13 protein-coding genes are annotated in these 18,939 nt (G+C 48.2%); 7 read left to right on the top strand and 6 right to left on the bottom strand.

From position 1 onward, the window contains the following. From GX117_10980 to GX117_10995, 4 genes are all read left to right on the top strand, one after another. Positions 1–1,013, top strand: a 1,013-nt coding sequence (locus GX117_10980) for a sigma-54-dependent Fis family transcriptional regulator (GenBank protein NLO33859.1), incomplete at its 5' end; no start/stop codon positions are given. Between the two features lie 72 nt (positions 1,014–1,085). After that, positions 1,086–1,931 carry an endonuclease/exonuclease/phosphatase family protein gene (locus tag GX117_10985; protein NLO33860.1) on the top strand — a complete coding sequence of 282 codons (846 nt, stop codon included), beginning with the start codon at positions 1,086–1,088 and terminating at the stop codon, positions 1,929–1,931. 219 nt (positions 1,932–2,150) lie between these two features. Further along, positions 2,151–2,639, top strand: a complete 489-nt coding sequence (locus GX117_10990) for a hypothetical protein (protein ID NLO33861.1) — start codon at positions 2,151–2,153, stop codon at positions 2,637–2,639. Between the two features lie 195 nt (positions 2,640–2,834). After that, positions 2,835–3,677, top strand: coding sequence for a lytic transglycosylase domain-containing protein (locus tag GX117_10995; GenBank protein ID NLO33862.1), 843 nt, complete (start codon positions 2,835–2,837; stop codon positions 3,675–3,677). 31 nt (positions 3,678–3,708) lie between these two features. On the opposite strand, the gene GX117_11000 is transcribed toward GX117_10995, so the two are convergent. Then, complete coding sequence (locus GX117_11000) at positions 3,709–4,248, bottom strand: YkgJ family cysteine cluster protein (protein ID NLO33863.1); 540 nt, start codon at positions 4,246–4,248, stop codon at positions 3,709–3,711. Positions 4,249–4,497: 249 nt separating this feature from the next. Here GX117_11000 and GX117_11005 point away from each other — a divergent pair, with 249 nt between their 5' ends. Continuing rightward, positions 4,498–5,931, top strand: a complete 1,434-nt coding sequence (locus tag GX117_11005) for a DUF3748 domain-containing protein (GenBank protein NLO33864.1) — start codon at positions 4,498–4,500, stop codon at positions 5,929–5,931. Between the two features lie 58 nt (positions 5,932–5,989). Here the strand turns inward: GX117_11005 and GX117_11010 are convergent, their stop codons facing one another. The 4 genes from GX117_11010 to GX117_11025 all read right to left on the bottom strand — a co-directional run bounded on the left by GX117_11010 (position 5,990) and on the right by GX117_11025 (position 16,385). Continuing rightward, positions 5,990–10,021 carry a PKD domain-containing protein gene (locus GX117_11010; protein ID NLO33865.1) on the bottom strand — a complete coding sequence of 1,344 codons (4,032 nt, stop codon included), beginning with the start codon at positions 10,019–10,021 and terminating at the stop codon, positions 5,990–5,992. Between the two features lie 350 nt (positions 10,022–10,371). Then, complete coding sequence (locus GX117_11015; GenBank protein ID NLO33866.1) at positions 10,372–10,926, bottom strand: DJ-1/PfpI family protein; 555 nt, start codon at positions 10,924–10,926, stop codon at positions 10,372–10,374. Between the two features lie 35 nt (positions 10,927–10,961). Beyond that, positions 10,962–12,434 carry a hypothetical protein gene (locus GX117_11020; GenBank protein ID NLO33867.1) on the bottom strand — a complete coding sequence of 491 codons (1,473 nt, stop codon included), beginning with the start codon at positions 12,432–12,434 and terminating at the stop codon, positions 10,962–10,964. A 678-nt stretch (positions 12,435–13,112) separates the two neighbouring features. Then, a complete protein-coding gene (locus GX117_11025) occupies positions 13,113–16,385 on the bottom strand; it encodes a hypothetical protein (GenBank protein NLO33868.1) in 3,273 nt (1,090 codons plus the stop codon). Between the two features lie 325 nt (positions 16,386–16,710). On the opposite strand from GX117_11025, the gene GX117_11030 reads away from it, so the two are divergent. Both GX117_11030 and GX117_11035 read left to right on the top strand, forming a co-directional pair. Then, positions 16,711–17,532: a hypothetical protein gene (locus GX117_11030; GenBank protein NLO33869.1), complete on the top strand. Its 822-nt coding sequence runs from the start codon at positions 16,711–16,713 to the stop codon at positions 17,530–17,532. Positions 17,533–17,789: 257 nt separating this feature from the next. After that, positions 17,790–18,395 carry a nitroreductase family protein gene (locus GX117_11035; GenBank protein NLO33870.1) on the top strand — a complete coding sequence of 202 codons (606 nt, stop codon included), beginning with the start codon at positions 17,790–17,792 and terminating at the stop codon, positions 18,393–18,395. A 1-nt stretch (position 18,396) separates the two neighbouring features. Here the strand turns inward: GX117_11035 and GX117_11040 are convergent. Further along, the coding region (locus GX117_11040) for a UDP-N-acetylglucosamine--N-acetylmuramyl-(pentapeptide) pyrophosphoryl-undecaprenol N-acetylglucosamine transferase (GenBank protein NLO33871.1) at positions 18,397–18,939 on the bottom strand (543 nt) is incomplete at its 5' end.

Genomic DNA, 18,939 nt, shown 5'->3' on the forward strand with positions numbered 1-18,939 from the left:
ACATTGATGAGCTCATCACGGTTATTGAAGATTTCATGGGGATTCATAGTGAAGTAAATGGAAGCCTCAGCCTGCCCGAAGGGGTGGTCGCTGAAAGTTCTCTCATGTATGAAGTTTTTCTACAAGCTCAAAAGGTGGCGCAGACCAACACGACGGTACTGCTTTTTGGGGAAAGCGGTGTGGGCAAAGAAATTGTCGCCTCCTTTATTTATCAGATGAGCAACAGAGCGGCAGATCCTTGGACAGTGGTCGATTGCAGTACCTTGACCGAAAATTTAGTGGAATCAGAGTTGTTCGGCCATGCTAAAGGCGCCTTCACCGGCGCAGAACAGGCGCGGAATGGGCGATTGCTTCAGGCAGACGGCGGCACCCTGTTTTTTGATGAAATTGGTGAATTGCCATTAACCTTGCAGCCCAAATTGTTGCGTGTCTTGGAAACCGGAAGTTTTTCTCCTCTCGGCAGTGATCAAGAAATTACGGTTGACGTGCGTTTTCTGGCTGCTACCAATCGTAATTTGAAAGTTGAGGTGGAAGAGGGGCGGTTTCGTGAAGATTTATATTATCGGCTCATTGTGTTTCCTATAGAGATTCCACCCTTACGGCTGCGCAGAGAAGATATTCCTCTATTGGCATCCTTGATCTTAAAAACGCATCGCAAATTATTGACGCCTGCCGCGGAGCGACATTTGATGGCCTATGACTGGCCCGGAAACATCCGCGAATTGCGGAACGTCTTGGAACGAGCCGCTATCTTGACCGAGGGATCTCGTATTCTTCCGGAGAGTCTGCCGCCGATGGTACGCCGAAAAAAAGAGCTGCCTGCTGATGAGCAAGACCTCGTCATCGACACGATGGCGGAAATAGAACGGAAAGCAATTTTTGAGGCCCTCGAAAAAACGGAAGGGAACAAAACAAAGGCATCTGAACTCTTGGGGATCAGTCGTCGCAGTCTAATCTATAAATTGCGTGCCTATGAAAAAGAAGGTAAAGCCAAGCCGGCACCGTCGGAATAATCTTCTCCCTCCTATAATAAATTTGTTATACTGGCAAGATAGATTATTTTTACTCTATAGAAAGGAAAGTTCATGTTTAAACGTTTGTTGCTGATTATTTGTATCATGGGTTGTTTCTGGGCGCAGGCAGAAATGGATCTTAAAGTCATGAGTTTCAATGTCCGTTTCGGCACTGCCAATGACGGAGACAATGCTTGGCCCCATCGCAAAGAGAGTTTTATCAATGTCATTAAAAAGCAATCTCCCGACTTATTGGGCACCCAAGAATGTCTGGCGTTTCAAGCCGATTATATCGTGGAGCAACTGCCCGAATATCGCTGGATCGGTATTGACAGAGATGTATCGGGTAAAGGAGAAATGACGGCAATTTTTTATAGAAAAGATGCCTTCTTCCCGCTGGAGAGTGGTAATTTTTGGCTCTCCGAAACGCCCGATGTGCCCGCTTCAAAATCATGGGACACAAGCCTGACCCGCATCGCAACATGGGTACATTTTTACCATCCCGAGACTCAAAGTACCTTTTATTACTACAACACCCACCTTGATCATCGCGGCCCTGAAGCACGTAAAGAGAGTGTCGCCCTTATTGCGAAACACATCGAAGCCAAGGCTGGAGGGCAGCCCGTTATTCTTACCGGCGACTTTAACGCCTATGCAGAAAAGAGCGCGCCCTATGATGTAGCCATGGAAAATGGCTTTACCGATGCGTGGCGCGTTGCCAAAGAACAAATAGGCCCCACCGTCACCTTCACCGCCTTTAAAGATCCGGGCGATGCAGAAAATAAACGAATAGACTGGATTCTCCTCAAAGGTAATTTTGAAGTTTCAACCTGTGAAACAGATACCTACATTGAAAATGGCCGCTTGCCTTCAGACCATTATCCTGTTATTGGCACCATGCGCCTATTGGACAATTAAAGCAAGAAAAGAGACCACCCTGCCCGGTGGAGCGTCATAAAAGACAAGGCTTTATATGGACAGAAAAGTGGATATGCCTTTTTCGGACTATTGCTTTTCTGTCCATTAAATACATTTAACGTGTCAGCGTATACGACCGTTCTATAGAGAATAATGCCTGTCGAGCAGATGCGTTTTCTATATTTGATTATGCCGCAGGCTATATAAAGGAAAATTCAGATGAGATGGCGTCGTGCATTAATTCGTTTTTTTGTGTTTGCATTGGGCGGCCTCGTAGCCGAGGTACTGTGGGGGGCGCTGCGCGCAGGCTGGGCGGGAAATTGGAATCTCCACGGTCAGTCCTCTCCATGGATGATCTTCGATTATGGCTTGTTGGGGCTCATTTTAATGCCCATGGCAGAACCCATGAAAAAAAGAGGCGTACCCTTGGTGTTGCGCGCCGCCGTTTATATGGTGACTATTTTTGCCGTCGAATATGTGTCGGGTATTTTTTTCACAAAGGTTTTGGGATTAGAAGTGTGGACCTATAAAGGGGTACCGTACAATCTCCATGGCCAAATTATGCTATACTCTATTCCAACTTGGTATGCCCTCGGCTTTGTAGCCGAATATCTCTATGCTAAAGTTGATGTCGCAGCTGTGGTGTGGCTGCGCGGAATCACTGCGGAACAACTATTAGAATTCCCTTCTTCTGACACTATAAAATGAATTACCACCCTTTCATAAGCCTAAGCGCGTTCGTCAAAAAAAAGTGTTCTGTTCCTCCTATAAACTTACAGTTGCGCATAACAGCGGGCTGTGATATACTATTGACAAGATTTGCTAAATAATATGAACAAGGAGATTAATGGGTTGATGTGGCGAAGTGTCCGAATGCCGGGGCTGATTATGCTTCTGTGTCTGATGAGTAGCTTGGCCGCCGTTGCCCAACCAACGAGCGGAACCACGCGCTTAGCGAGTCAACAGAAAAAGACACTCCATCAATACCAAGGAACAGACGGTTCTATTACCTTTACAAACAGACCGGAAAAATACACCCACCGCGATGATTTTGTAGAGATCGCGATCAAGTATGAACGCATCCCCTTGCCTGCCTCCTATAAGCCTACGCCTGTGACGGAACTCAAAATTGTTACGGACGAAAATTTAAAATCCATTGTGACCCGTTACGCGAGCTTATATCAATTGGATGAGGCGCTTGTGTATGCGGTGATACGGGCAGAGAGTAATTTTAATCCGAACGCCGTTTCCCCAGCCGGCGCCCGCGGTCTCATGCAGTTGATGCCGGGCACAGCAGCAGAGATGGGCGTCACCGACATTTTCGACCCGACCCAGAACGTGGCGGGAGGCACACAATACCTCTATAAAATGATGGAACTGTTTCAGGATAAAAAATTAGCATTGGCAGCGTACAACGCGGGACCTGAAAATGTGAAGCGGCACAAAGGGGTTCCGCCCTTCCAAGAAACGAAGTCTTATGTTAAAACGGTATTAGCCTTTGAAGAAGCTTATAGCAATGGCAGCACCACGCCGAATTTAACCATATTGGGTTCTTCGAAGTCAGCCCTGGGTATTCGTCAGCAAAATGCGCCCAAGACCGGTACCTATACGATCCACTTCCACAGCGGATTGACCCAGCCTGCAGATGCGGTACACGACCGCGATCCTTACTGGTATATCGTGTATAGCAATCGTACCTATCCCGTCAGAAAAGATCTGGTAAAGGCGGTAGAAAAAGCCGCTTGATCCGCGTCGGTTCAGCTTTCCTCAACGATTTCTAAAAACAAATTAAGAAGTCTTCGGGACGGGTGTCTTTGCTTGCCTTTTCATTGAATGTTTCCACCAATGTCACATAATCTTCTTGGTGCATTTTATCTTGGAGATAGAGTTCGTAGAGGGGAGCAGTGGCTACTTTAGCGCCTTTATCGCGGGGGCAGCCCACATCCTTATGCAAGGTGAAATGGCTGTATTCGCCCTCCCGTGTCTCGTGTAGTTTAAACGGGTACAAGCGGCAAAGAATCGGTCTCTGTTCATAGATAGTACAATACTTCGTCTCTTTACCTAAAAAGTAACAGCCTTCTTCAGGATCGCGCCACAGCGCCATAAGAAACCGATCTCCATTGATATGCAGCCAGGTGGGATCGTTTTTTTCTACGCCCGTAATTTCTTCAGGAGTCAAGAATTCCACAAATCGACGGGGATCCGCGCCTGTAGTGACGGCAATGCGTAAAACGTCCCAAGGCGTGGGCAGACAGACCACATCTCTACAACAATGATTGGAATGCTGACATTTAAAATAGACAAACTGGGAACCCATGCTTAACTCCTGCGCCCGTTGATAAATTTATAAAGCGACCAAAGAGGAATACTATACGGAAAAATTTGGAGACAGTCAATCTCTATTGTATTCCTTGCAGGGCAGGCATGTACAGGATGGTGAGGCATGGACCGAATTGTCGACAGCCGCGCAAGCTTGTCTCCAAAACAAGATCTGTATTTTCCTAATGGGATTGAGGCATAATGACCGGTATTGTTTTCGCAGATGTAAAAAGATAAAGAGGTCAACATGAACAAACAACGTTTTATAGGCGCAGCGTGTATTTTACTGTCCCTTTGTGTCGCAGAAAAAACATGGAGTTTGGATATGAATCCGGAAGAGCAGCTTACTTTCGCCGCCCAAACGCACAGTCTCGACAACAACGATAACTTTTCTGCAGATGGACGTTTCCTTTGTTATGACACGCGCGAAACGGTAGGGCCCGGAATAGAAAACAGCCAGACCTTAGAACTGTTGGAAATCGCAACGGGCCGTTCCATTATTGTGTACAAACCCAAGACAAGCATTATAGGTGTAAACGCCGCGCCCGGGGTTGGCGCCGTATCTTTTGCTTTGGCGGGAAATGAAGTCAGCTTTATCCACGGTCCTTTTGTTGAAGAGCTCCCCGAGCGTGGGTTTTATGGAAAACCGAATCGGAATGGGGCACGCATTCGTTTGGATGGAGAGATCGTAGAGAGGGAGGGGAGATGGCACATGCTGGATCACGGAGAATACGCCTTATCCTGGCTCGATAAAAGAGATGTGGCAGTTGATCGCGACACCCTTCCCGGAGCTCACCGTGGCGGAACTCATCGCCATGAATATTGTCGTCAAGGGATGCGTATCGGTTTTACCTATGATGATTTTTTGCTCCCTGAATACGATCGGACCATTGGGATTTTGGAGCCACACCCTGAAGCACCTGCACCGGCAAGCCATTACTTTGCCCTCTTGGTGCCTGTGGTTCCTAAAGGTACGTCTAAAGCCGGCGAGTTCGAAAAGGCTTATGGCGACTCTTGGGTCGATGGAGAAGGGGCGATGCGTGCGTTCATCGGCGTGGTGCGGGCAGATGACGGTGTTAATTACGAGGAATCTCTCTTTGTTGTGGATATCCCTGCAGACCTCGATGTGACTACGGCAGACGCCGGCAGCGCCTCCCGTTTCCCTGCGCCGCCGCAAGGGCTTCGCATACGCCGATTAACACACGATTGGGCGGGCGGTATTGTGCGCGGCTCTCCCGATGGAAAACAGATTGCCTACCATGGCAAAGGGGCAGATGGAAAAACGCAGCTTTTTGTTATTTCCGCTTTCGGCTCTGATCGTGATCCTGATCCCAAAAATCAGCCGCGCCAAGCCAGTGTTTTGGAGCATGGTACGGCAGAAGCTCCGATTCGTTGGTCTGTTGATGGGAATGCTTTATTAACTGTTTCCAACAACGGATTGGCAGTGACGTGGGTGAAAGAGGGCCCGGCTTTTGGTAAATCTCTTTTCCTGACGGAGCAAGGTGATGGGAGAAACAGACATGCGCCCGTAATTTCTCCGGATGGTAAGTGGATCGCTTATAATTGTCCCGCAGTAACCCGGGATAAAGCAGGGGATTCCGTAAAAAATTATGCAGGCGAAGATTTCGTCCAAATTTTTAGAATTCCTTTTCCTGAACTTACAGAAGCGGATTTTAAATAAAAAAGGATCGGTTACCACAAAGGATAACCGATCCATTCAGTGACAGAATTATTGCAGCCTAGGGGAGTAGGGCTTGCATATTAAAGACGAGCGGTTCACCCATGGCGTTCGCATCTTGTTGTTGCGTTCCTTTGAAGAGGAAGATATTGAGCGGATAGTTTTCATAGGCGACGTTAAGGACATTCTGGCCGGGTTTGGCGAAGGGCGGCATATTGACAATACCCAGCAGTGCTTCAAGTGTGAAGTTTTCTAAAGTAGGGGTTAATACATTCTTTAAGACTGAATTGTCGATGCTGGAATCATAGACAACACCGGGCGTGCTAAGATTGAAATCCTCTTTCGCCAAGTCATAGCGGACAGGCGGTAACACGCCCTCATCATCAGTCAACACTTTAGCGGCACGAATTTCGTTGCGCCCATCTCCAAAGACCAGGTACGTATTGAGCGGCGGCATCTCTTCGGTGAGTGCGATCGCTTCTCTCAAGCTGAAAGCGTCATAGAGCGCTGTACGCATGACCGGCATGGCGCTGGATTTGTCTTCTTTATCGATTGATGATAGAGGAATCTCTCCAACGGTAATGCCGCCCAGATTGATACCTGTATAGCCAAAGGCAAGTCCGGCATAGGTGAGTACGGTATGGGGCACGCCTTTATTGGGAATATAGACTACGGCACAGAGATCATTGTTAAAAGTCCTGTTGAGATCGCTGTTTATGGTAATGCCGTGCTTAGCACTATCTTTGCCGCCTGCTAAATTACCGTAGACCATGGTGGAAGACGCAGTCCAGAAGTCCGGCTCGTACATTGCCGCGGCATGGGCCATTTGCAAGAGGGAAAGATCAACGCCGGATGTTTGGGCGATTCCCTCAATCTCCTCCACAATGCGTTCATCTAAACCTGCAAGCACATACTCATCCCATAAACCTTGCAGTTCTTCGGGGGTCAGATCTTGTGCATCCACAAAGCCCGGAATAAAATGCGCGATTTCCAAGCTCAGCAATTCTCCGTAATCTCTGCCCATTTCCTGAGGAGTACCATACAGGGTGATGACAGGCATTTCGTTCGCGTCGAAAGGTACTGCATCATGGCGCAGCTCGTTGGCGAGATAGCCTATGAATTCGGGATAGGTCGGATTGCCTTTGTTATCGACGGGCAACACGCGTACACCGGTGGTGAACACAAAATTAGGTGTATTCAATTCGGGATAAAACTGTGTGATCGGCATAGGCAGGGTAGCGGAATTTTCGTATTCAACCTGAATATAAAATCCCTTATAACTGCCGGTTGCAGGATCATTGGGCCGCGCTTCATAAACACCGGGCGCTTTTTCTTCCAAATTTTTTCCGATCCATTTGTCTTGCAGGATACCGTCGCGGAAGTCGCGCTTGTCTTTGGAGGTAACCTCCCACAGCTGCACGGCAATGGGCGGATTGGCCGGATCCACAGTAACGCGGATGGAGCCGTCTTCTTTGAAGGTCTGTTCAAATTGGGGCAAGGCTTTCTTTTGCGTCACTGCCATATACCACCCTAAAAGCCGACCTATCGGATTCTCAGGATTGTTGAGTGTCTCTATGTTGAGGGTATCTTTTGAATCAAAGCCCATGCCATGTCCAACATTAGGCACATAACTTAAATGTTTGGAAGCGGGCAGTTCATCAAAATAATATTGTGTTGTATCAGGCACGAAGAACTGGTCGCCTGTGGCGTTCAACATAAGCTTGGGCATGTCCACATAGCGGCCTCGTAAGGCATATTCATAGGGATCAACACAACCCAATAACGCAATTGCTTCGGTGGAGAGTGCTTCGTTGGGGCTGGTTGAAATGAGCTGATCAAAAATACCCTTTTGTGCATAATCGTAAATAGCGGGACTCCAATAGCCATAGGAGGCGCGATGATGTTCAAGGTGCGGTTTCATGTTCAGCACATTGATCACGATAGGTGCGATTCCCTTGATACGGGAATCTGTCGCGCCGGTTAACCAGGTAGTCCAGCCTCGTTTTGATGCTCCCGCAACCACAAAGCCGTCAACAGCCACACCGTTGGCCGCGAGGATTTCTTCTGCCATATCCATGGCTTTGACCGCAGATTTTACCATGGGGAACAAGAGGGGCCAGCTTTCTGTAGGCTCACCATCGTTGTTTTTATAAGATTCGAGATACTTGTCGTAACTGTAGGCGATGATGGCGTCTTCGGTTCTTGAGCGAAGGATGATGGGGGCATTCGAGTAATTATCTTCGTCCCCGGGATTCACAACTTCTTCCTTAAAGATAATAGGTTGGCTGGGTACATTTTTAAGGTGTACGACTGTTGTTCCAGACAACAAGGCAACCATTTTGGCGAGATCATCCACTTGGATGGTTGAGTTGCGGGATCCGCCATCAATAAAAAGCATAGCCGTATTACTCTGCTTATAGATGGGGTCTACAATGGTTACACCATGGGTCCATTTTCTGTAATCTACTTGGTCATTGGAATAGACGGAATCGTCCGGATTCCAGCATTGGGACACCATTTTTTCGACTTCATAAGCTATGGCAATGGGGAAGCCGCCTTCTCTTAAGGTGCTTCGTTTAGGTGTTGAGTAGGTGAAGCAATTATCAACGGCATTGACATATCGATCCAGTTCCAGAAGTTCACCTTCTCCTTCACCTTCTTCATCCAGTTGATCCACAATGGCGATATAATTCTTTCTGACAAGTGAACCCTTCTGTCCATCGGGCACAGAAGTCACTTCAAGAGAAACCGTATACATGCCGGTTCTCTCATACACATGTTTAGGATTGCGCAGGTCGCTGGTAGTACCATCACCAAAGTTCCAGTGCCACACAGATACGGTACCAAAACCGGCAATAGACGTATCTCTAAATTCGACTTCCTTGCCAACTAATTGGCGTCGAGGTGTTGCAGAGAATAGTACTTGCGGCGGCTTATAATTGATTTGGAGATTTTTAGTTTGTGTTCCGCCGCCTCGGCTGTCCGTAACTTTTAAGACAACGGTATATGCGCCTTTTTCGGAATAACTGTGGGTAGGTAATTCTTCCGTGCTGGTAGTGCCATCACCAAAGTCCCAAAGATAGTTAAGGTTTCCGTTTGCCCCGAAAATTATGGGGAAGAACTGTGTATTGTTTTTAACAAAGGCATTGTCGTATCTGAAGTCAACCGACAAGGAACCGGAAACCGTGATATAGTTCGGTTTGACCGCTTCATAAACCTGTGACGCTGTGTAGAGTTTTAAAGAAATGGTGTAGCTGCCGGATTGCGTAAAATGGTGTGTCGGGTTGAACACGCCGGAGGAACTGCCATCGCCAAAATCCCATTCTTGGCGCAGGATGAGTGCCGGATCCAGCGTTGAACGATTTTCAAAGAGAACGGCCTCACCGGTGCCCACACTCGTTTTGGACGCGACAAAATCAACCAGTGCCGTAGGATTCACAACGTTGACACAATTGGTCTTCGTGACGGTGCGTTTTATTCCTTTGGTGGTTTCTATGCTTAGGGTAACGGAATAAATGCCGGAAGCGGCATAGAGATGGCTGGGGTTAGGCTGCGTGCTGATGCTGCCGTCTCCAAAATCCCATTGCCATGAAAGAACGTCGCCGGCGGCGGCAGTAGTCAGACAATTTTCCTGAAATTGGATCGGCTTGCCGATAACAATTTCGGAGTGAGACTGGGTGAAATCTGCTTTCGCTATTCCTTCCGCCGTGACCGGAACAGTTACCATACTGCTTTGCCCCGAGCGAATATAGAGAGCGCCTCGGTTCAGCCCTATGTCCAAGATATCACGGTTGATATGAATCGCAATACGAAGCCGATCGTTGGGACCGGTACTATAACATGCCGCGGCGGCTTCGGTACATTCATCCAGAAGAATCCACGGCTGATCCGCGGAGATGATGATGGGGTCTGTTTGGGTGGAGGAATAATTTTTTGCCACCAGCAAGCGTTCCTCCATGCTGAAGGCGCCAAAATCCACGGTCTCTTGCGAAACCAGAATCGTGACCCCGACTCTCGGCGCACAGGCGCTCAGAAAAATAAAGGAAAGACTCAATAAGCAGAGTGCCCCACGAACACCGATGATTCTTTTCATCTTGACCAACTCCTTGCCTTAACCCTGACGACATGTCAGGAAGTCCGTCCATCTTGGGAGCCACCGGCAGCCAAGACGGTACCATCAAAAGGCGATGTTACTATTTTGAAATCAGGTTAAAGATTACGCGATTCACTGTCCTTGTTGATTCATGCATTTTTTATGTGCTGTCAAAGTATATAGTTTAGTTGACTAGCCTAAACACTAAATATAATTTATGATATTATCAACTGAACAGCATGGTTTTGTCAAGTGTTTTCTTTCTTTCCCACATTGTCATAAAGATAGTAAGTCTGCGCCATCACTATTTCGCGTAGACGGTGCCTTTCCAAAAACAAAGAAAAGAGCGTCTATTGACGTACCAATTGCTTTTCCACCTCGTTTCTTTTGGGTGTGCCCACCAAGGCTTCGAGGAGGACAAGCGCAAAATCAAGGGCTGTTCCCGGACCACGTGAGGTAATTATGGTCTTATCGATCTCTACCTCTTTTCCCGTATATTCGGCTGTGGAATTGGGTTGCAAATTTAGGACGCCGGGATAGGCGGTGAAACGTAAATTTTCCAGAAGCCCCGCTTTTTCCAGAAGCAGCGGCGCCGCACAGATAGCGCCGATGAACCGGCCTTGCTGCGCCATGCGTTGTAAAAACAACAGGAAGGGAGGCGTGTCCAATAAAGCTTCTGTGCCTCCCATGCCGCCAGGTACAGCGACCATATCAAAGTCATCATCAGCCATCGCTTCCGTGAGCAGCATATCCGCCAAGAGTTGTAAGCCATGACCGGCGACTACAGGCTCCGTCGACAATGCCGCGGTTACCACTGTCACGCCGCCACGGCGCAATATATCGATAATCGTAACGGCTTCCAGTTCTTCGCATCCCGGTGCCAATGGCACAAGTACTTTTTTCATATCCTATTCTTTCGTTGCATGATGTAATTATTTTTTTAAGGGCTGCGTTGGGTCAAAAGAGCTTCATATTGTTTGATCCTCGCGTTGAAAAAACTCAACAGTTTTTTATGCAACACCGGATTGGAGGCGGCAATGATGGACCGGTGGTTGCCTTTGGAGCTGTCTAAAAGTAGAAGATCATCAAAAGAGTTACCATAGGCATCCGTGACAATACAGCCTGCTTCTTGCGTAATCAACAAGGCCGCCGCCATGTCATAAGGGGCAATGCCGATAATTTTTCCCCTTCCCGCATTGATAAAGTAATCTTCCACCCGCTCCGGTATATCGCGATAGTAGCGGTTGGCGATGTCGACGCAGGCATCCAATTGACCGGTTATTAAGCGTGTAAGGCTGTACGACGTACTATTACAGGGGAAGAAACCGCCTTTCAGACTGGACAGATCGATTATGCGCGCGGCCGTAGGGAAGATTAACTCAGCCGGACGGGCAGGAATGGTCATGGACCATGCCATGTTTTCAATTTCATTGTTTGGAGAGAGTTTCGGGCGTTTGAGACGGCCGTTCGTATAATAACGCGCGCCTTTACCCCGTTCAGCCAAAAAGATGCGGTCACCCAAAATTTCCATGACACAAGAAAAATCAATATCGGCCACTGTTGGACGTTCAAGAACCCGTGTGCTCGCCACAGATACAACGCATCCTTCAAAGCCGTTCTTTGCTGCCCGTGTTCCATCAATTGGATCAACAATCAACAAATTCTTGGGCGGCTTCGATGTGAAGGTTGAGTAACCTTCATCTTCAGAGTAGTAGGAAATGGGAAGGGCCGCTTTGCGTAAGTAGGCTTGAAGTGTCTTCTCTGCGACGCGGTCTATTTGGAAAGTTACGTCGCCGCTTGCCGTGGTATCGACGATTTCTTTGCCTTTTATATCGCGCGCATAGGGTGCCACCGCCTCTTTAATTGTTTTGGCAAGATCAACCAAAAACTTGAGTGTGACAACGCCTCGGGTACGCTCGGATTTGGAGGCGGGCGTTGATTTTACTGCAGCTTTTTCTTTGGCAGCCGTTTCCGGAGCAGTGGTTGCTTTAACTTCTTTTGCTTTCACTTTTGCCTTTGTCGTTGTTTTCGGTTTTGCCGGGGCTTTCGCAGCCGCTTTTGCTTTCGGTTTTGCCGGGGCTTTTGGTGCAGCCTTCGCTTTTGCCGAAGCTTTTGCCGGAGCTTTTGCCGGAGCTTTTTCCTTTGCCTTGGTCTCGGCTTTTGTTGCCGATGCTTTGACTTGCGCTTTCGTGGCGGTCTTCGCCTTTGCTTTTGTTTTTGTCTTGGCAGCAGCCGGAGCCGCAGTTATCGACGCTTCAGTTTTGCTTGCTTTTTTAGGGGCAGCTTTGGAGGCACTGCTATTTTTTGCCGGCTTCTTTACTGCGTCTTTCTCCGACACAGCCGCAGCTTTTGTGGATGCTGCTTTTTCTTTGGTTGCAGACTTTTTGGCCGCCTTTGTTTTTTTCTCTACCATGATATCTCCTTATTATAGACCCTGATAGAAATATTCTAACCACCTGCTCCGCAAGCCGGAGCACCCGCCCACGACTCGTGCAAACTGCCCTATTGCACACACAAATTTCTGTTCTGATCAGGATAAAAACGCTAGGTTATGGGGTAAAAAAAGAGTTTTATAATAAAAAGAGACTGAATCACTGTATAATTGAGTTGTAAAGTTCTGTTCTTTCATTTTATAGTAATTCGACGTCGGCAACAGATTATAATAAATATTATTTCCGGCCAAGAGTAAAATAACCGTATTACCTATATGCTTCCAAATGTTTTTCTTAACAGACTGCGTGTTATAGCTCTTCTGAATTATTGCCGGGCCAGATTAACCCGAAGAGGCGCACAATATATTCAATAACTTGGAGCAACTGTAAGATGACGGACACAATTTCAAATATCATTGTCATAGCTTCTCCTTAAATCTAGATGTTCCTGCTATTATACAGGTATTGAGATAAAACAGCAAGATTATTCCGATAAAAAAGTTAATCAGGGTTTTTGCCGGAGACCGCTGAAATTAATAAGCCCTTTGGACTCGTTCTCGAAATAGTATAAAGCCCCAAGTCTTTGCGCTGCGTAGGTGTATGGCTTTCAGTTCTGTCTGTAGTATGGTGTGATGATCGTATTAAGCATAGATAAACGGTTATTTGTCAAGTAATTCCATTTTGAAGGTACGGACCTTACCGTCTTCAGGCTCGGCTTTTTCTTCCGTTTTTTGTGAGGGTCCAAAGACGAAATTCTGGTCCTTCGGAATCACATCGGGTAATGGTGGGAGCGGTTCTGATCTGCTCTGTGTTTTTTTAGGCTTCTGTTGCGCAGAATCCTTTTCTTTTTTGGGCGTCTGAATTGTTTCGTCTGCCGACGCCTCTGCAGTGGGGGCAGCTTCAGTTTCGTGCGCAGGCGGCCGGGTTTCCGATTCTCGGATAGTCGGAGAGGTTTCGGAAAGTGGGGATGTATCTGTCGGAGTGGGAATTTTATCGGCCTTCTCTGTGGTCACGTGAATAGTGTCGGGAGGCGCAAACGCTTCGTCTGACGGGCTTGTTCCCTGTTGCTCGGATTTCGCTTGGGGCCCAAAATGAAATCCCGGTATTCCGCTTAATGCATTCGTGGTTGATTTAGCCGGCTCGTCGGAAGAATCTGTCTTCGTTTCGAATTTAAAAATTCCTTTAGAAGGCGTTCTCGGTGTCAGCCTTTCAGTGGGTGTTTCTTGATTTTCTGTTTCGGGATCATGTCGTTTAAACTCAAATATAGCTTTCCGCTCAGTACCTACGTGCACATTGTTGTGCATATTCAACAGCCCATCCAATCCGAGGCTTTCAGCGGGATAGTTCTGGGATTGTGGCGTAGGCAGTGATGCTTCTGCACCTTGGGCAGCCTCGGCCGGTCCAAGCACCACATACCATTCTGCAATGGCATTCTCTTGGAAATAGATATTTTGTTGTGTCCTATCCAGGCGTTGGTTGGGGACGGGCTGCCAATCCAGACCGGATTCGTAGCTATAGACCTTGAGTTTTTCAAAGTTGCTGCTGTCACACAGGTCGGGCGCGATATGGATGGAACCGAGCAGATTGACAGGAACATCCAGGGGCTTGCGGTCAATCTCCATATAGAAGGAAAAGGGCGCGTATTCAATGGGAACAGGATGGGGGGTAGTGATATCAGTTTGTACGCGGCCATGCATCACCGCGGCGCCGGACAAGGTGAGTGCTCCTGTTACGCCGCGAGGTAATAAAAGTATATTCTTTCCGGTACCAAAAGCGGCGTTCCGTATACTGTCTTCTTGCAGAATATGGGCATGTTTAAAGCGACGGGAAAGCATTAAATCCAGTTGGTCGTCATAATGCAGTGACATGGGGACATCGGAGCTTCCGAAAGGCAGCAAGCTCACCGCCTCGGGAACGTCACCGAATTGGACGACCATGGCAAATCCGTACCCATAATTGGCGATCCATTTCCCACGCAGATTTTCATGATCAGATGCAGTGAAAATAGCGTCACCGGCAATGGCGCCGGCTATGGGTTCTTCGCGTTGACCGCGCCGTATGCGGTGAATATCGCCCCATGCTTGTTCGAGGGTGCCGTATTGATTACGCATGGCTCTGACGGCGTCTTCCAGGGAAAACAATAATATCTCTTGGGCGGCTGCGCTCCCGTTAAGTGTTTCTTCAATGAACCACGCTGTAGAGGGGAAGACCTTAGCCGCCCGTGACGTGCAATGATACCACCATTGATGAAAGAGGCTCATGCCTGTGGACGATGTTTCGCAAATGTAATTCCAGTTTTTAAGCAGCTCAAGACCTGTCCAAAAATCCGGGAGCATGGCCTGTGTTAAATCACTGCGCAGCGTCACGACCTCAAATAGCGCGGGCAACAGTGCAAAGGCTGTCGGCGTGGCGCAATCAAATAGCATGGACTGATGATCTCTGTAGGAACGTTGTCCCTGTTGCAGCAATTGGCGGACCCGTTTGGCGCGGTAACTGTCCGACTCCTGCGCCAGCCAAGGCGGCCAGGCTTGAGGATTTAATACAGGCGGAGCGGTTGCTGTCCATGGTGGATTTGCACAGGCTTGAATAAAGCCGGAAGGAGGATTTAAGAGATAGGGAAGCGCGTTAATAGGAATGACATTTTTCCATGACATGGCCGCCAATTTGTAGGATTGCGGTTGATCCCACCGGTAGTCGACGGAACCATCCTCGCTTTGTTCATGGGTAACGGAACGGGTAACACGGGTTCCCGATTTCGTGTTAAAGAGATAAAAGATATTGCCGCTTTGATCTGCATAGAGAATGTGGAAACAGGGAATTTGGTGCATCGACAGGGCATCGCAAAATTGATCAAGATTTCGGGCGGCCCCCATTTCGAAGAGTTGCCTTAATCCGCCAAAATCACGATACCCGCCAATATACCACGAGTGCAATCCCAACTGGGAATGTTCGAACATGGGTCCCCGTGCCCCGATAAAGGCGGGAACATAGCGTGTTTCCAAGCCCCCTCCAACGCGCACGCGATAGGGCTGCGATTGAGACATATAATGGAGCAGCATGGCATGCTCCATGTTGGTGGCTTCTTGAGGCGATTGTATGGATTTCGGATTTCGGGCGGCTTGCTGCGGCTCAAATTCTTCGCGGAATATATCGGCGAAATCTGCTTGATTGGGGCTCAGTGCCCAGCCCAGTCTGTCGTTGCAGCCTTGGACAATAACCGGCAGGCCTTTGATGGTCGCTCCATAAATATTGATTTCGCCCAAAACCAGATGCGCCTCATACCATTGGAAGAAACCATCATGTCGTTGATGAGGGTTGATGACGAGTGCCGCTTTACCTTCGGCGCTGCGTTCGGCGGAGACCGCCCAAGCATTGGCGCTTTCCATAGCCGGTGACCGTCGGTAGAGATCGGGCAAATCCATGGGCGCCATGGACATCAAAAAAGCATGCCATAAACCGAGAATATCGGTGGGTTTCATACCATCGGCCCAAGCGGGCAGCGTGTTGTGATGTTCCACCAACCAGGCGTTGACCCCGGTGGAAAAGCCTTCGCAAATGGCTTGGGTAAAGGCGTCAAGATGGGGATAACTTTCTTCAGCTACGCGAATATGTCCCATCTTCAAGGAGAAGATATCAGATTCAACATAACTTTCGCCGAAAACTTCCGACAGCCGTCCGTTTACCATGCGGTATGCCAAGAGCATGACTTCTGCATGATCTTCCGCTTGGGCATAGCCAAAAGAAAATCCCAGCGAAAATGGATTTTGGGCGAAGATGTGAGGCGTGCCCCAATCGTCTCGATAAAGGGTCGCGTCACGCCAAACGTCGCCTGTATAGGTCTCCGCCGTTCCCGTGACGGTGAATAGCAGTATGACAAGAAGATATGCTCCGCGCGGCAGCGTGTTTTTTGTAAGGGTGAAGATGTTTTGCATAGGGTTAGTATAAACGATTTTCGGTTTAGGAATGAATTTTCATAGAGTGGGGCAGCGGCATTAGGGTCAATCTCGAAATGCAAGTGCTTTCCCGAAAAAAAACTTCGTCCGGAGTTTTGTAATGAACGATTTTCCTGGGACTATTATTGAGGAGATCAATAGGGCGCTATCCGACTGGTTTTTAGAAAAAGATCGTATTCTAAGTTTGAGTCCACAAAATTTTATTTTGCTTGCTTAAATTTGACAAATGATCGGCGATTCGATACACTAAAGCTGACGTGCCGGACTCTAGGGATTGAAGGAAGTTGTGTAGGAGTATACGCATATGTCCGGATATGATTTTGTTGATTCCAACCGCTCTGCCAGCCAAGATCAGGGGACTCCCCTACATGTGAGACGAGGCCGACAACGGCTTGTGGTGCGCATGAAAAGCGGCACTGTACATTATGGTATAAGTTTCGGGTTGAATCGTCGGGTTGCAGAATTCCATCTAGATCTGCAAAATGTCCAGGGGGAAAGTCAAAACCGCACTTCCCGTATCGCTTTCGAAGATGTGAAGGCAGTCTTTTACGTGAAAAGTTTTGACGGCCATTTCAGTGATGATGATTTTCAAACCTGGCCTTTGCCCGAATCACGCCCCATAATTATTAAGTTTCAAGATGGCGAACTTTTAACCGGGCGTCCTGTTCACACGACGTGGAAAGAGGAAGAGCGTTTTTTTCTCATTCCCGAGGAACAAGATGGCAACAACATCATGATTTTGGTGGAACGCAGCGCTGTTGCTTCGCTCTATGACGCCAAGACGTATATGCAGCGCTTGCAACAAGCCTTTGATGCCTTTAAAGAAAAGCACGGCAGACCGGGTATGCTTGAAGATGAATGTTGGGGAGACTTTTATTTTTCAAGACAAGAATATATCGACGCCCAACGCTATTATCGAAGCCTCTACGAGCAAGATCGTTCCAATGAACGCTTTATAAAAAAGCTTTGTACGGCGCGCTACAATATAGGAGTACGCCATATCAAAAGCCGCAATTATTCGCAAGCGCTGCGGATCATGGAACAAATTTTGAAATTAGATCCCCACCACAAGCACGCTGCGGAAAAATTGGAAAAGCTTGAGGCGCATATTAGCAAGCGCCGCTGATACCGGTTCTTATGAAGGTTGCGATTATCTCTTTCCGCGTGTTTGAGTCACAATCTGATTTCTTATGTCATGCCCCTGTAAATGTAAGAGAAATATTCGTGGAGGCAGGTGTGTTTAAGGGGTGGTGAGGGAATTCTGGAGAGGGCATATTGGGGAGATTCACGAATACCCGGTTCATTGTAGGGAAATCCCTGTACATGAGACGCTCCTGATATCTTTATACTGAAAGACCTGTATGGAAGTAGAAAGGGTTTGGAATGCAACTCTATGATGCTGTTCAAAAGCGCCGCGCCGTTAAACATTATGATCCTGATTTTGTCATGTCGGAAGAAGAGATCAAATTATTGGTGTCCCAGGCGATGTTGACACCCACGGCATTCAACATCCAACATTGGCGTTTTGTGTTGGTTCGTGATCCTGAATTGCGCAGCCAGCTTCGAGCCGTAGGTTGGGATCAATCGCAAATTACCGATGCCTCGCTGCTCTTTATCTTATGCGGCGATAGGAAGGCTTGGGAGAAAGAGTCTGAGCGTTATTGGCGCAGCATGACTCCGGAATTACAAAAGGCAACTGTTGCTTCCATCGATGCTTATTATCGGGGCAAAGAACAGGTTCAGCGGGATGAAGTGATGCGCTCCTGCGGTATGGCGGCGCAGACGCTCATGCTCACTGCAAAAAGCATGGGCTACGATTCCAGTCCCATGGTGGGTTTTGATTTCGAGGCCGTCGCGCGGCTCATCAATTTACCCAAAGACCATGTCGTTGTCATGATGCTTGCCATCGGTAAGGGCATTAAGCCGGCCCGTCCGCGGGGCGGTCAGCTGCCGATGGATGAAGTCTTAATTCTCGATCGCTTTTCCTAAGTCAGCTTGTATTTTCACCATAGACTAAACACATGATTTGTTCGGCGATCTCTTCAGCTGCAAAAGGTTTCGCCAATGCTTTGGCGGCTTCGCCCATTTCATCTTGGCTTTCTCGATCAGCCATAAAGCCTCGCAATAAGCTTGTAAGCGCGTCGCCGGTACATTCATCGTCAAGCAGTACCCGCGCTGCACCGGCTTTTTCAAAAGCACGGGCGTTGTCCTCTTGATGATTGTCGGCAGCGTGGGGGTAAGGCACGAGTATGGAAGCTTTGCCCATGGCTGCCAACTCCGCTGTAGTGGACGCGCCGGATCGGGAAATTACGATATCTGCGGCGGCGCATGCGGCTGCCATATCCTCGATGTACCCATAGATATGAGGCTTGACAGGCGCATCTGCCGCCAACTCCTGCGCTTCCATGAGACTTTTAGCTCCTACAGACCAAATGATCTGGATTTCTTCTTCGGTGAAGGCATGCAATAAGGCGGCGGTAGCCCGGTTTAAACTCTTGGCGCCCTGACTGCCGCCGACGACCAACACGGTAAA

It is taken from the genome of Candidatus Hydrogenedentota bacterium (genome assembly GCA_012523015.1).
Taxonomy (GTDB): Bacteria; Hydrogenedentota; Hydrogenedentia; order Hydrogenedentales; family CAITNO01; genus JAAYBJ01.